At 39.3% G+C, this 13,028-nt stretch carries 16 protein-coding genes; 5 read left to right on the top strand and 11 right to left on the bottom strand.

What is annotated here, in order from left to right:
- Positions 1–73: 73 nt before the first annotated feature.
- From E5A76_RS10655 to E5A76_RS10635, 5 genes are read right to left on the bottom strand one after another with little or no spacing between them, the layout of a single operon-like run.
- Entirely contained in the window at positions 74–826 is a 753-nt protein-coding gene (locus E5A76_RS10655) for an ABC transporter ATP-binding protein (protein ID WP_161118916.1), read from the bottom strand.
- Entirely contained in the window at positions 819–2,096 is a 1,278-nt protein-coding gene (locus E5A76_RS10650; protein WP_316247329.1) for an ABC transporter permease, read from the bottom strand. Before E5A76_RS10650 ends, E5A76_RS10655 begins: the two co-directional genes overlap by 8 nt.
- Positions 2,096–3,310 carry an ABC transporter permease gene (locus E5A76_RS10645; protein ID WP_161118914.1) on the bottom strand — a complete coding sequence of 405 codons (1,215 nt, stop codon included), beginning with the start codon at positions 3,308–3,310 and terminating at the stop codon, positions 2,096–2,098. Before E5A76_RS10645 ends, E5A76_RS10650 begins: the two co-directional genes overlap by 1 nt.
- Positions 3,307–4,587 carry a TolC family protein gene (locus tag E5A76_RS10640; protein ID WP_161118913.1) on the bottom strand — a complete coding sequence of 427 codons (1,281 nt, stop codon included), beginning with the start codon at positions 4,585–4,587 and terminating at the stop codon, positions 3,307–3,309. The genes E5A76_RS10645 and E5A76_RS10640 overlap by 4 nt, the downstream gene beginning before the upstream one ends.
- Positions 4,587–5,720: an efflux RND transporter periplasmic adaptor subunit gene (locus E5A76_RS10635; protein WP_161118912.1), complete on the bottom strand. Its 1,134-nt coding sequence runs from the start codon at positions 5,718–5,720 to the stop codon at positions 4,587–4,589. The genes E5A76_RS10640 and E5A76_RS10635 overlap by 1 nt, the downstream gene beginning before the upstream one ends.
- 382 nt (positions 5,721–6,102) lie before the next feature.
- On the opposite strand from E5A76_RS10635, the gene E5A76_RS10630 reads away from it, so the two are divergent.
- Genes E5A76_RS10630 through E5A76_RS10620 form a run of 3 tightly spaced genes read left to right on the top strand, consistent with a single transcriptional unit; the run spans position 6,103 to position 8,056 of the window.
- The gene (locus E5A76_RS10630; protein WP_316247328.1) at positions 6,103–6,954 is read left to right on the top strand and encodes a DMT family transporter; all 852 of its coding nucleotides are present in this window, start codon (positions 6,103–6,105) and stop codon (positions 6,952–6,954) included.
- Positions 6,954–7,538, top strand: a complete 585-nt coding sequence (locus E5A76_RS10625) for a hypothetical protein (RefSeq protein ID WP_161118911.1) — start codon at positions 6,954–6,956, stop codon at positions 7,536–7,538. The genes E5A76_RS10630 and E5A76_RS10625 overlap by 1 nt, the downstream gene beginning before the upstream one ends.
- 23 nt (positions 7,539–7,561) lie before the next feature.
- Positions 7,562–8,056, top strand: coding sequence for a rod shape-determining protein (locus E5A76_RS10620; RefSeq protein WP_053989342.1), 495 nt, complete (start codon positions 7,562–7,564; stop codon positions 8,054–8,056).
- Positions 8,057–8,096: 40 nt separating this feature from the next.
- On the opposite strand, the gene E5A76_RS10615 is transcribed toward E5A76_RS10620, so the two are convergent.
- Both E5A76_RS10615 and E5A76_RS10610 read right to left on the bottom strand, forming a co-directional pair.
- A complete protein-coding gene (locus tag E5A76_RS10615; RefSeq protein WP_053989341.1) occupies positions 8,097–8,675 on the bottom strand; it encodes a DJ-1/PfpI family protein in 579 nt (192 codons plus the stop codon).
- A 186-nt stretch (positions 8,676–8,861) separates the two neighbouring features.
- Entirely contained in the window at positions 8,862–9,179 is a 318-nt protein-coding gene (locus tag E5A76_RS10610) for a fumarate hydratase (RefSeq protein WP_161118910.1), read from the bottom strand.
- Between the two features lie 308 nt (positions 9,180–9,487).
- Between E5A76_RS10610 and E5A76_RS10605 the strand changes: the two genes are divergently transcribed.
- Positions 9,488–9,877, top strand: a complete 390-nt coding sequence (locus E5A76_RS10605; protein ID WP_161118909.1) for a Rid family hydrolase — start codon at positions 9,488–9,490, stop codon at positions 9,875–9,877.
- Positions 9,878–9,890: 13 nt separating this feature from the next.
- On the opposite strand, the gene E5A76_RS10600 is transcribed toward E5A76_RS10605, so the two are convergent.
- Positions 9,891–10,166 carry a nitrogenase-stabilizing/protective protein NifW gene (locus E5A76_RS10600; RefSeq protein ID WP_008989615.1) on the bottom strand — a complete coding sequence of 92 codons (276 nt, stop codon included), beginning with the start codon at positions 10,164–10,166 and terminating at the stop codon, positions 9,891–9,893.
- Between the two features lie 151 nt (positions 10,167–10,317).
- Here E5A76_RS10600 and E5A76_RS10595 point away from each other — a divergent pair, with 151 nt between their 5' ends.
- Positions 10,318–10,962, top strand: coding sequence for a LysE family translocator (locus E5A76_RS10595; protein ID WP_161118908.1), 645 nt, complete (start codon positions 10,318–10,320; stop codon positions 10,960–10,962).
- Between the two features lie 90 nt (positions 10,963–11,052).
- Here the strand turns inward: E5A76_RS10595 and sigZ are convergent, their stop codons facing one another.
- The 3 genes from sigZ to E5A76_RS10580 all read right to left on the bottom strand — a co-directional run bounded on the left by sigZ (position 11,053) and on the right by E5A76_RS10580 (position 12,978).
- On the bottom strand, positions 11,053–11,610 hold the full coding sequence (gene sigZ / locus E5A76_RS10590) for an RNA polymerase sigma factor SigZ (protein ID WP_161118907.1): 558 nt from the start codon (positions 11,608–11,610) through the stop codon (positions 11,053–11,055).
- 93 nt (positions 11,611–11,703) lie between these two features.
- The gene (locus E5A76_RS10585) at positions 11,704–12,396 is read right to left on the bottom strand and encodes a glutathione S-transferase family protein (protein ID WP_161118906.1); all 693 of its coding nucleotides are present in this window, start codon (positions 12,394–12,396) and stop codon (positions 11,704–11,706) included.
- Between the two features lie 105 nt (positions 12,397–12,501).
- Entirely contained in the window at positions 12,502–12,978 is a 477-nt protein-coding gene (locus E5A76_RS10580) for a DM13 domain-containing protein (protein ID WP_161118905.1), read from the bottom strand.
- Positions 12,979–13,028: the final 50 nt, after the last annotated feature.

The raw sequence follows: 13,028 nt of genomic DNA, 5'->3' as shown, positions 1-13,028 counted from the left end.
CATCTAATAAAGAGTAAAAAAGCGAGCATCGAGCTCGCTTTTTTAGTATTGGATGTATCGTCATGAAAAGTATTTATTCGACAGGTTCCAATAAAGGCTGATAGTTCGTCATCTTGTCGGAAACAATGCAGCCATCTTTGATGGTAATTATGCGGGGTGTTCTTTGCGCTAGACTCACATCGTGGGTAACGACTATCAATGTTCTCCCTTGTTGGTGTAAGTCATTAAATAGTGCCTCAATCTCAGCGCCTGATTTAGAATCCAGTGCACCTGTTGGTTCATCGGCTAGAATGATTTGTGGATCATTGACTAAGGCTCGTGCAATAGCGACACGCTGTTTTTGACCACCCGACAATTGGTTTGGCTTGTGATGTATGCGATCTGCAAGCCCGACTTGTGCTAATAAATCTGCCGCTTTTTCTCTTCGCTCTTTGGCTTTTACACCACGGTACACGAGTGGTAGCGCAACATTATCTAACGCAGTGGCATATTCTAATAAGTTGAAGCTCTGAAAAACAAAGCCTATTTTATGATTTCTGATCTTTGCCAGTTCATGGCTTGTCATTGATGAAACATCGCAATGGTCAAGTAAATAATCGCCAGAGGTTGGGATATCTAAACACCCTAACATATTCATTAAGGTGGATTTACCTGATCCTGACGGTCCTAAAATAGATAAGAACTCACCAGGTTTAATAGTGAGAGAGACATTATCTAATGCTTTAACGACGTTATTACCTTCGCCATAGAATTTACAGATATGGTTAAGTTCAACTAAGGCTGAATCAGTTGGGATCTTACCCAAGTTAGATTGAATTTTACTCACTTTGAAGTGCCTCTAATGGGGTAATACTTGCAGCTTTATTGGCTGGAAACCAAGCTGCGAGAATGCCAACTAATATTAATGCTGAAATAACAATTAACATCACAGTGAACGAAATTTCAGGCTTGGGTTTACCTAATCGTTCGTAAAAAATGGAATGCGAAATAGGAATTGAATCGATAATATGTATTAGTCCTATGCTCATGAGTAAGCCAATGATCCCACCAATACACATGGTCATCATAGCTTGTATAATGTAATGCAGACGAATATGAGTAGGTGTGGCACCCACAGCCATTCGTACGCCAATATCACGAGTCGCTCGTTTTACACTGGCATACATTACATTAGCAATACCAATACCGGCTACGCCAAGCGTTACAAAGCCAATAATGCCTAAGAAACTTTGGAGCCCAAGTAAAAGAGAACGCATGGTTTCTTGTTTCAATAGCATGTCATCAGTCTGAATAAGCTGTTCATCCGTGGTGGCTGCATTGTATTTTCGTGCAATTACTTGACGAATGGTTAGTGCCAGCTTCTCACGGTTGACGTAAGGCTTTGGTTCAACATTAATCGCAGCAACTGGATCATGGTTATGAAACCGCTTCCAAGTCGCCATGGGTACTAAAGTGCTAAATTCTGATGATTGGCCATCTTCAATGGTTCGACTGTCTTTAAGCACGCCGATAACAGTAAATTCTTCTTCACCTATTTTGAGTTTTTTTCCAACAGGGTTGTTATCACGTTCTAATTTGTCACTATTGCCAGATTGGGATTTATTAAATAACTGGGCTGCTGTGTTTTCGCCGATAATGGTGACTTTTCGTTGTTCTAGACTATCTAAAGGGTTAAACCAGCGGCCGCCTTCCATCAAAGTCAGATCATTAAGCTTGTTGTAATTGTTTTCGACAGCAATGGGCGTCATCCATGCACTACGATTTTCATAGTGTACATTCTCACGCCATTTTGCCGTCGCTGAAACTCTATTAACGGTCGGTAATGCTTTAATGAGTTCATTATCCGCAAGTTCGAAATCAAGTGACTTACCTTTGTAAAACTTGCCATAGTTAATAGAGGCAACACCTGTTGATACATAAATTAGATTACCGTTGCCGCTGGTGGTGCTGCGAAGTAAACCTTGGCGTAAACCTTCACCTGTTGCGAGCATTATCGTGATACATATTGTGGACCAAACAATGGCAAGGATAGTCAAGCTAAGGCGTAGCTTTTCTGCTGCCATTTCATGAAATATTTGCTTCATTGGAAACATGATTAAGCCCTCGCACTTAAAGCAATCACAGGTGTTAAATGCGCTGCACGACGAGCAGGGAAGAATGCTGCAAGTAAAGCTAGCACAACCGTGATGATTAAGGTTGCAGCTATCGATGTCGCTGTTATTACGGGTTGACCTAACCATTCAGGCAATGAGAACAGGTGTAACACTTGAATGATGATTGCTGAGATTGCTAATCCAATAATAGTACCGACACTAACCAGTACCACACCTTCAACCAGAAACTGGGTCAGGATGTTGGTAGGGGTGGCACCAATTGCCAATCTTACGCCAATTTCACGGGTTCTTTCTGCTACAGATAAAAACATAATATTGGCAACACCTAGTGCCCCCACAGCTAAAGTCATGGCGCCACTTGCGGCTAAAAATAGCTGAATACCACGTAATAAGCTGTTGTAAAAATCGCCATAACGGCTGTAGTCAGGCATACGAACAGCTTGCTTATCGCTAGGGTCAAATTGATATTTTTTGGCGAAAAAACGCTGCATTGCATTACGTAATGTGTTGCTATCGATGCCATTTGCTGGTTCTACGAGCACTTCCGATGGATTGCTTTTCCATAAATCGTTAAAAGTACTATTAGGTATTAAGGCTAAACGTTGAACTTCTTTATACCCATTACCCTCTGACTTCTTAGTGATGCCAATAACCCTAAATGAAATACCATTTATATTAACATTGTCATCTAATTGAATATTACCTCGTTGCGCTAAGCGCCAACCAAGTACGACAACACGTGTATTGTTACTTATATCACTGGGTGAAATGTTGCGAGAGCCCAATGTAAGAGAGATGTTATTGAGTGGCAAAAATCCCGTATCAACGCCATAGATGCTACCTTTTAATGAATAACCTTTACTATCAGTAACTTGTGCTTGATAGTTGGAATAATAAATGGAAACGCGCTCTACCTGCGGAAGTTGAGATAGTAGGCTTAATTGCCCTTCCGTTACGATGATTTTTCGTCTAGCAGGGTATCCTTGCCAAGGTTTTGAGGTCGATAAAAAAAAGACTTTTTGAGTATTATTTATTAATAGTGAAAAAGATCTTTGGTTTTCACGGTAAAACCCTTCACCTAAAGCGATAAGAACTAATACAGAGACGATTCCCCACACAATAGCGGTGATTGCTAGTACACTTCTTAGTCTGTGAGTGAGTAGTGTTTGAATGGTTTGGCTTAGCAATGTCATCATGGTGCTAATGCCTGGGAAATTTGAGTTATAGTGTCATCAGTTAGCTGACCTGTTAAATTCAGTAACTCAATACGATTTAACCAGTATTGATAAAGTAAACTTTGTAGTTGTTCTTTACTGTTAAATACGGTGTTTTGCACGCTAATTAGATCTAATGCGGTAGTATTGCTTGCCCCTGAATTAAACATGATTTGTTTGGTTTTTAGTGCTTTTTCGTCAGACTTCAGTTTTTGTTCACCCATCTCAACCAATTTCCAATCTAACGCTAATTGCTTAAAGCGTGTTTTTACATTACTTTCAAGGTTGCGCTCAACGCTTCTTAATTGTTCCTTTGCTATTTGTAAGTCGAGTTTTGCCTGAGATACTTGTGTTTTGATTGTACCGGTAATATCAATAGGTATAGATACGCTGACCCCCGCATTTAGGCTATCTTTCGGGTGCTCAAAGTTATTACTATAACTGACCGAACCGCTTACAGTTGGGTAGTAGTTTGCGTGTGCGCTATCAACAGCAATTTCTTGACTTTTTACTGCTTGTTTTGCCATTAATAACTCTGGACTATTATTTTTGGCCTTGAGTAGCCATGCTTGTTCATCATGGATCTTGAGGGTTGGTTGATGAAGATTTTCGCTGTTAATTTCATTGACTCGTCCGGGAGCCATATTGATGATATTTGCCAGTTTTGCCTGTTGTTCGACAAGGGCTGATTGACGTTGGAGAATGATCGTTTCTGTACCAAGCAGATGTGCTTTGGCATCATCGATGGCAGTCGACATAATCAAACCAGCTTGATAACGGAGTTCAGCAAATGACAATAGTTGCTGGCTGTCTTTGTGCTGTTGCTTGGCAATGACTAACGAATGCTGTGCTTGTGCTAAAGAAAAATAAGCTTGAATTAACTCTTTGGCTAATGCATTTTTTGCTTGGATAATACTTAACTGTGCTCTTACCACGCCGATTTGTGATTGATCTAACTCCATCCAATTGCGACTATCCCAAATAGATTGGCTAAGTGATATGCCATAACCGTTAACACCCATACCATTATCTTTATTCCAATTTATACCAGTACTTATGGCACCAAGTTTAGGAAGAAAGGCCTTTTTACTTAGTGAGACATTATTTTTGCTTTTTACTTCTTCTATTTGCTTGATTCGATAATCAGAGCTGGTTTGTTTTGCTGCAGTCCAAGCTTGGTCAATCGTAAGAGCAAAACTTTGGGTGCAGAGCAAGCCAAGAGAAAGACTTAATAGAGTTCGACGCCATGAATTTCGCATTATAAGCCCTCGACCATACTTGCATCGATGATACTTTGATTTGCTTCAATACCGGATAAAACCTGTACATTAACGCCATCAGATAAACCAATTTTGATCGGTACTTTTTTATAACCTGTTTCAGAATCATCAGCGATAAGCACAAAAGGATCATTGCTTTTAAAATACAGCGCTCGCTCAGGTACCGTCATCGCATCTTTAGCTTGTTCGAGGGTGATTTGAGCGGTTGCGGTAAAACCGGATCGTAAAATAATATCTTTAGGGAAATTAATCTTGCTCACTTCAACAGCAAAACCATTATCGAAGCTTTTTGATTGCGTAGCGTTGTTATTCTTATCTTCGTTCAATTTGTCTGATTGCACGGCAACCTTTGTTAGTGTGCCTGCAATTTTCAGATCCGGATAAGGAGAAAGCGTTAACTCAACAGGCATACCTTCGGTTAACTTTGCAGCATCATGTTCGCTCACAGAGCCTTTGAAGATGATATTGTTCATATCAGCCATAGTCATTATTTCTGTTGCAGCTTGGCTAGAAACTGTAGACGTAATAGGTTCCCCGACATCTACCTTTGCTGCCAGGATCGTACCGTTAATAGGCGCATAAATAATGGACGTTAGCTTGGTTGCACCTTCACCCGATTCACCTTTACTCAACAGATCAAGTTCTTGTTGCTTTTGTTTTAGCTCCGCCATTCTTGTTTTTACATCAGCTTTCGCTTGAATGTAGGAATCGTAGTTCGGTGGAATGATCTTTTGTGCAGCTAAGCGTTGTAAGTTAGCAAGCTTTGATTTAGCCGAGTCGAGATCCGCTTTGCTCTTTAAAAGCTCAGCTGTAACTTTAGTTAACTCTTGTGGCGTTGGGTTCGGACGTAACTTAATAACAGGTGATCCAGCCGTGACCTTGTCACCGACATGAACATAAACTTTATCGACGATACCTTCGATTTGAGACTTAATCTTAACGGCTTGCGCAGGGATGATTTTACCGACGGCAACAGCTTGTTTTTCAATAGTGGCTGTTTTTGTTGTTAGCGTGGTGAAATGGTGTGCATCCGAAGTGGGAGTTTTATAAGTATAAATGCCAGCAGCAGTAAGCGCGCTGAGGGTTGCAACGACAATCCAGCGTTTTTTCATAGTAATACTCGTCAAAGGATCTCAATCGATTAAAGGTTATAGATTGGGCGGATGGCAATGAATTCAAGAATTCACAATATCAATAATAAAATCTTATAGATTGTAAGCAATTAAGTGTTATATCTCTGTTAAATGTTGTTGGGAGTGGGTGTTTTTATTGATGGTGTAACAAAATGTGGTGGAAAGTAAAATCTATGAGGCTGTCTTTTGTTACATAAAGGTGTGTTGCACATCGCTTTTATTTGGCTTAAAAATGAAAACAGGACGAATAACCGATAGGGTTGAAAATTATCAGTTGAAATTGATGGTGGCAGCTGTGCTGGCGATGAATACCGTAATGAGCCTAGGCGTATCATTGCGGAAGTAACAGGGAGTAATGTGAGTGCAAGCAATATTGTGGATGATAGGTGCACTGTGCTCGTTTTGCTTAATAGCGATTGGTGCAAGGGAACTAGCCAATGATATTACTACAGCGCAGTTAATGGCGTTACGTAGTGTGATTGGATTAGGGATCATCAGTGCCATTATCTTTTATCACCGTGATATTCGTTTGTTTAAGACTCAACGTTTACGCTTGCAGGTTTTCCGTAATGTATTTCACTTTGTCGGGCAATATGGTTGGTTATTTGGTATCACCGTATTACCACTGGCAGAAGTGTTTGCGATTGAGTTCACTGTCCCGATTTGGACAGCCATCATTGCGACTTTATTCTTACAGGAACATTTTACCTCAAAGCGCTTACTCTCTTTGGTACTGGGTTTTATTGGGGTACTGATCATTGTTCAGCCCGGTATTAAAATCATCAATAGTGCTTCATTGATCGTCCTTGTAGCGGCGATGTGTTATGCGGTTTCCCATGCTTCAACCAAATCACTCTCCGTGACAGATAAGCCGTTAACCATCTTGTTTTATATGTGTTTAGTGCAATTACCGTTAGGCGTAATATTGGCTTATCAAGATTGGCAAGCACCAAGTTTATTCGCTTGGGGTTGGATTATATTAGTGTCTGTAGCGGCACTTTCAGCTCATTTCTGTATGACCAAAGCAATGCAAACCGCCGATGTAACATTGGTAGTGATGATGGATTTTTTACGTTTACCACTAATCGCATTAGTGGGCGTGTATTTTTATGCAGAAGGGTTAGATTGGACATTATTGTTAGGAGCAGGGTGCATGTTGTTAGGCAATTTAATTAACGTTTATTCACCACGAACAAAAATGGTGAAAACCTAATGTTCTCATTATTTACCTCACTTAGTTATTATCTCTTTCTTCTTATCAGTGGGTTATTACTTCTGATTTTGACACCGTCTACATTAGTTTATGCAGATGCATATAAGATGTTAGTGATGATGACAATGTGCTCTTGTGTAATTATCTGGCTATTGTTTATTTATTTTCTTGTAACGAAAAAGACCTTTCGAAAAAGCGCTTTTACTCGAGTTACCAAGCAAGGTAATAAAGTATTCAGTATTGCGCCTGTATTTAGCTTTTTTATTATTTCCCCTCTTTTTTTATATGTGCTTTATATCAAAATACTTCCTTGTTTCATTAATGTTTTTCCTCTCAAGATGACTTACCAACCAGTGACAATTAAAAATATTGTATTAAAAGGAAATCATTGGTGTATTGAGCCTGAAGAGTTTACGCAATTTATGAATGATCGTATCTGTGATATTCCTACAAATATTGCAGATAAAATATCATTCAATGATCAAGTGATCTTAGTGGGTAAAAAAACGGATCTTAGCTTCAGTTATTATTCGATGGTGGTTAATCAACCTGAGCTAGATTTTCCTATTATGTATCACTTTTAACGGTGTGGATTTAAGGATAAGCCATGGCACTTTCATTATTACAAAAATTACATCGTGATCTGTTAGTAGAACTTAGTGTTAAGCAGTTGTCGGTGCAGATCTTTGGGACAGGTGAAAGGGTTGAGTTATCGCCTTATATCGCCATTGAAACGAAAGGTGACAAAAATATCGTGCTAGCGGTGGGGGATAAGGCAAAGTCTTTAGCAGGGTCAAACATTACTGTGCTCAATCCGTTTGATCATAAACGCTCATTTGTTGGTAATTTTGCTTATGCAGAAAAGCTGCTGCAATATGCCGTGCGTGAAGTATTAAGTAACCATCGTTTTGCAATAAGCCCACGGATAGTGATGCATCAACTAGAAAAAGTAGAGGGTGGGCTAACAGATATTGAAGAGCGTGTATTAAAAGAACTGGCGATGGTGGCTGGGGCGAGGGAAGTCTTAGTTTGTAATCAGAATACTCGTATTAATACTCAGCACACCACCTATAGCGAGCTTAAAAAACAATTAAGCGCATAATATTCTATGCGCTCGTCATTGTTGTCTCTTGTTATTCATTTTATGGGCATTGCTTCCAACGGTATTCCATTTGATGTGCCACTTGTTCGGCAAGCACAGTACTGTGTAATTTGGCAACAAGGTGTAAGCTCATATCAATACCCGCTGAAATCCCGCCAGAAGTGGTGTACTTACCATCAGTCACCCAACGTTTGTTATCAATGACATTGAGTGTTGGAAAACAATAAACCAAATCAGGAATATCTTCCCAATGAGTTGTCACAAATAGGCTATTTAACAAGTTAGCTTGTGCAAGTAAAAATACCCCAGTACATACTGAAACTACCTGCATTGCGGTTTTATCAACGGTTCTTATCCAGTTGAGAACATGAGGTTTGTGCATTTCTTCTGTGTGATCACCGCCGACAACAATCAATACATCTATTGGCGGGTGATCAGTAAAGCAATAATCAGGTAATACGTTGAATCCGCCACGAGCAGCAACGGGTTCTATGGTTTCTGCGATTAAAAAGATATGCCAATTTTTTGCAACTAAACGTTTTGCCGTACTGAAAACTTCAAAAGGACCTGCAAAATCGAGCACTTCTGCATTCTCGTAAATATATATCCCTATATTCATGATGACTCCGCAAATGTTCAGATAAGAGCTTCAAATTAGCAGTAGGTGCTCATATTGAATAGCAGGAATAAACGTAATGTGGTGCATTTCTGAGTCACAGAAGAGAAATTGATAGCGTGCGAGGAAAGGAGATGAAGTGTTAGCAAAGAGAGAGAAAGCGAACACTTCATGACTCACATGTTTACATTAGTGTGTGACTTGGCTAATAAACAAAAATACGCTGATAATTGCCGGCATATAGGCGTATTTAAGCACTTGTTTGGGCGTGAATTGCGTTAAACGTGGTGCGAAAAAGCTAAACAAGACACTAAAGTTACATAACAGGAAAACAGCATAAGTTTTAATGGTGGCATCGTGATCTTTTAAAAGTTTGATTTGTGCAAGGATGATCACCACATTAAAAATCACACTGATGACACGGGTCATCTTAAATTGTGTAGATTGAAAATCGTTGCTTGGATCTGGCTTTTCAGTCTTTGCGTTAACGTTAGCGGCTTGGCTCATTAATAACTGTTCCTCATTAATGCTGTGAGAGTGGCAAGACATGTGTCATTAAGAAGCATGTTTTCGACCATATTATTTCGATATTTTAACTATCAACAATTTTTGTGATACCCCAAACCACTGCCAAATTTTGCAATATCAAATTGTGAAATTACTATTCGTGATAGTTAATAACAGTGGAATTAATCGCTATATGCATATAACCAAACAGATTGAGAGAGGTATCAATATTTTTGTACCACGCCCTGAATTTATGTTGCTACTTACGTAGTATGAAGTGAATAAAGGCTTAATGGAGTAGGGAAAGCATGAAAACAGTGATAGTACCTGAAGCGTTTCAACATTATGTTGATGATTGGCACTTCACCCCCGTGGTTGAATCTGATGGTACTGTGTATCTATCGGGGATCACTGCAGCTCGTGCCGACAAACCCATTAGCCGTGATCCTGAAGAGCAGTTTCACGATGCTTTTTTCAAGCTTGGTATTTACCTTGAAGCGGCAGGGTTAACTTTTGACGATATTCTGGAAATGACCACCTATCACATTAATCTCAAGCTTAATATTGATACGTTTTCAAAAGTGAAAGACGAATATATCAAACCGCCTTATCCTGCATGGTCTGCTATTGGCGTAGCCGAGTTTATTCCTGAAAATGCGCTGGTGGAAATGCGTATAGTTGCCAAGCGTCCACAATAACCGAACCTGACGGTTATCGACGCTGACAACTTGTGCAGCCACGACAAGCCTGCCGTGTAGATTTGTCTAATAGAGAGCGTTGTACACGGCAGTATGCGTTCTTTAGTGCACGACGACCTGAAAACCAATCATCTGGCTTCTCCATGATCAAATAACCACCAAAACGTTTCACTAATTCCTCACGATTGGTATTGATAAACTGGCTATCGTAGCCAATTTCAAAGTAATCAAGCGCTTGCTCAATAGAAGTAAAACTCTTAATCGTGGTCAGAATGTCTGGTTTGGTCATGGTGTTGTCTCAATATGGGTGAAAGCGAAAGGTAGCACAGAGGGAAATAAGGTGTTTTGATTTTGATCTGTAGTTGGGATTGTTAATAAATTGTTTATTTGTTAAGCGTTTTTAATTATGGTGGGAGGACGAAAAGAAAAAGGATGCTGAAATGGAATTGTTATTTACGACCTACCTTACAGAATTGATCGCCGTTATTACCATTACGATTTTAACCATTATTACACCGGGACCTGACTTCTTGATTGTGGTTAGAAATAGCCTCGTTCATTCAACACGTTCTGGTATTCTCACTGCGTTAGGTGTTGCGGCTGCAATCTGGGTACATATATTTTATACCTTAGCAGGAATTGGCGTATTGCTTTCACAATCCATTGTGCTCTTTTCTATCGTTAAATACCTTGGTGCGGCTTATCTGCTTTATATTGGTTATAAAAGCTTAAAAAGCACAGCGAAGGCAACATTAGAAAATGATGATATTAAAAAACACGATATTAGTGCTATCGCTGCTTTTAAAATGGGTTTTTTAAACAATATGTTAAACCCTAAAGCGACATTGTTCTTCTTGAGTTTATTTACTCAGTTAGTCAGTGCATCGACACCTATAGCTATTCAAATTACTTATGGTGCCATTGTGTCGATGACGTGTTTTGTGTGGTTCTCGCTAGTTGCTGTGTTCTTAAACCGTAGCTACATTAAAAATGCTTTCCTATCGGCACAACAGTATGTCGAAAAAGTGATGGGGGCGGTGTTAATGGCTTTAGGAGCAAAGGTTGCGTTATCAAGCTCTAATTAATATTGTGGATGCTTGAGGTAAACGGAAGCGATCTGAGGATCGCTTTTTTGATCATATTAAAAATAAATGCTCTGCAAGTGTTTACTGAAATTAAGAACATTTGCAGGATGGGGGCTGCTCTTTGGGGTGATAGTCCATCAGATTACCTTGGCTATCGACAGAAAAAGTACAACATGCATTAAATAGCTGATGCAATGATTTACGGCTTTTTTGCACTTGCGATTTTAAAGTGGAGTACTTTATTCCAGTTTGCTCTGCATAGTCTTTTTGCGACATACCGTTAATTTCAATAGCGGTTAGCAGTTGTGCTTCTGCTTCAGGTAACGCATTAATAAATGGAGTCATGCATTCTGATAGTTGCTGAAGAATACTGTCTTCTTGAACTTCATACCAGAGTGAATTTTCTTGGCTATCTTGATGCTTTTTTTCTACTTGTTGATGACGATAAAAATCAATAATGGTGTTTCGTGCGATTTGAAATAACCACGATTTGATTTTGCTATCATCGTTAAGTGTTGGCAGCTTGTGATGTGTTTTGATCAGAATGTCCTGCAATAAATCATCCACATCATCAGGGTTAGCAATATTGTTATGTAAATAACCTTTTAGTTTGCTTTGGTATGCTGACCAGATCTGCTCAATATTCACTAAGGTTTCACTCTGTTACTGAAAACTTTTCTACAATTTTTTCTAAGATGTAAAAGAAGTGCGACTAGCACACTTCTCTTATCATTATTTTATTTAAGCACAGCAATCACTAGATTGGCACTCACATTGTTGATCTTTACAGCCGGATAAATAGGTATTGGTTAGATAAAAATCAGTAAATTTGTCAATGAAATCAGGTGCAACAGATTTTTCAGCTAATCCTGTTTTCAGCAGGGCACTTTGCCATGTTTGTAACTTTGGCAAACAACAGAGAAGATCGTATCCAGTATGATCTTTGATGATTGCTGCACGATGAAGTAAAGGTAACCATGCAATATCAACTTTACTGATAGTGTCTGATTTAAAAAATAGTGTGTTACCAGACAGCTGATTTTCGGCTTTAGTGAATGCTTTTCGCAAGTTATCTTCACGCTGCATAAAGGTGTCTTTATCTTTACTGCCCATTGTGCTGCATTGTGGTAGATAACTTTTGGCAGCTAAGTAACTCCAAGCACGATCTAATGCCCGTTGCTCGTTAGTTAAGCCTTGCTCTAATGGGCCATATTCATCTTCAATAAACTCAATAATGGCATCAGACTCAAATAGCGCTGTATTGTTCTCAGTGATTAATATAGGTACTTGTCCATTGGGTGAAATGTCTAAAAACCATTGTGGTTTGTTCTTAAGGCTAATGTATTCAATCTCATAAGGAATGTCTTTCGTCTCAAGTGTAGCAGTAACACGTTGAACGAAAGGGCAGATTGTAAAGCTTACGATTTTTAACATTAGATAGTCTCACTACGTTTGTTATGTTGATACCGAGTAAGACGAGCCAGATTCTAAAAAGACGAAATTATTTTTCACAAAGTAAAGAAAACGCGGTTTTAAAGGTTACTGATACTTAGCTGCAGTAATAAATTGACCAAAAGACTCGCACCAGACGATCACTGTATTGTATTTGGCGATATCAATATTTTGAGGCACATTTACAACAAAGTTATCAAAGGTTTTCACGTTACCCACTAGTACCATATTGGCTTTTTCTTGGTTAAATGACGCTTCGGTTTCAACAAACTTAGGCGATAGATATAACTTATAATCAGGCCCTGGAGCGAGTTTTCCCATTAAGGTGATTGCTGTTGGCGATAGCGATACTTTCCCTTCGCCCCAATGAAGAAAATCACTGCCAGCTAAATCACGCTTAAACTCTCCAGAATACTGTGCTTGTGTTGAAAGGTTAGTGACTTCAGATGATGTTGGCGCTGCTGGTGCCGTCAAAATAGGCAGTAAATAGATCCCAAGTGCAACACCGAATGCACCTGCCAGTAAGTGAGTGATAATAAGTGTGATTGTCTTTTTGAACGCCATAAGTCTGCCTACCGTGATTATATTTTTAAAACCGGGCACAACTTTATTAC

The sequence above is a fragment of the Photobacterium lucens genome (assembly GCF_009873615.1).
GTDB classification, from domain to species: Bacteria; Pseudomonadota; Gammaproteobacteria; order Enterobacterales; family Vibrionaceae; genus Photobacterium; species Photobacterium lucens.
Note: the sequence above shows the minus strand (reverse complement) of the source record. Positions and strands in the feature narration are given on the sequence as shown.

Excerpts from the sequence above, each read along its gene's own strand:
- E5A76_RS10595 (WP_161118908.1), top strand. The coding sequence starts at position 10,318 with ATGGAATTGTTATTTACGACCTACCTTACAGAATTGATCGCCGTTATT.
- E5A76_RS10600 (WP_008989615.1), bottom strand. The coding sequence starts at position 10,166 with ATGACCAAACCAGACATTCTGACCACGATTAAGAGTTTTACTTCTATT.
- E5A76_RS10625 (WP_161118911.1), top strand. The coding sequence starts at position 6,954 with ATGTTCTCATTATTTACCTCACTTAGTTATTATCTCTTTCTTCTTATC.
- E5A76_RS10645 (WP_161118914.1), bottom strand. The coding sequence starts at position 3,310 with ATGATGACATTGCTAAGCCAAACCATTCAAACACTACTCACTCACAGA.
- E5A76_RS10620 (WP_053989342.1), top strand. The coding sequence starts at position 7,562 with ATGGCACTTTCATTATTACAAAAATTACATCGTGATCTGTTAGTAGAA.
- E5A76_RS10640 (WP_161118913.1), bottom strand. The coding sequence starts at position 4,587 with ATGCGAAATTCATGGCGTCGAACTCTATTAAGTCTTTCTCTTGGCTTG.
- E5A76_RS10605 (WP_161118909.1), top strand. The coding sequence starts at position 9,488 with ATGAAAACAGTGATAGTACCTGAAGCGTTTCAACATTATGTTGATGAT.
- E5A76_RS10610 (WP_161118910.1), bottom strand. The coding sequence starts at position 9,179 with ATGAGCCAAGCCGCTAACGTTAACGCAAAGACTGAAAAGCCAGATCCA.
- E5A76_RS10635 (WP_161118912.1), bottom strand. The coding sequence starts at position 5,720 with ATGAAAAAACGCTGGATTGTCGTTGCAACCCTCAGCGCGCTTACTGCT.
- E5A76_RS10585 (WP_161118906.1), bottom strand. The coding sequence starts at position 12,396 with ATGTTAAAAATCGTAAGCTTTACAATCTGCCCTTTCGTTCAACGTGTT.
- E5A76_RS10615 (WP_053989341.1), bottom strand. The coding sequence starts at position 8,675 with ATGAATATAGGGATATATATTTACGAGAATGCAGAAGTGCTCGATTTT.
- E5A76_RS10580 (WP_161118905.1), bottom strand. The coding sequence starts at position 12,978 with ATGGCGTTCAAAAAGACAATCACACTTATTATCACTCACTTACTGGCA.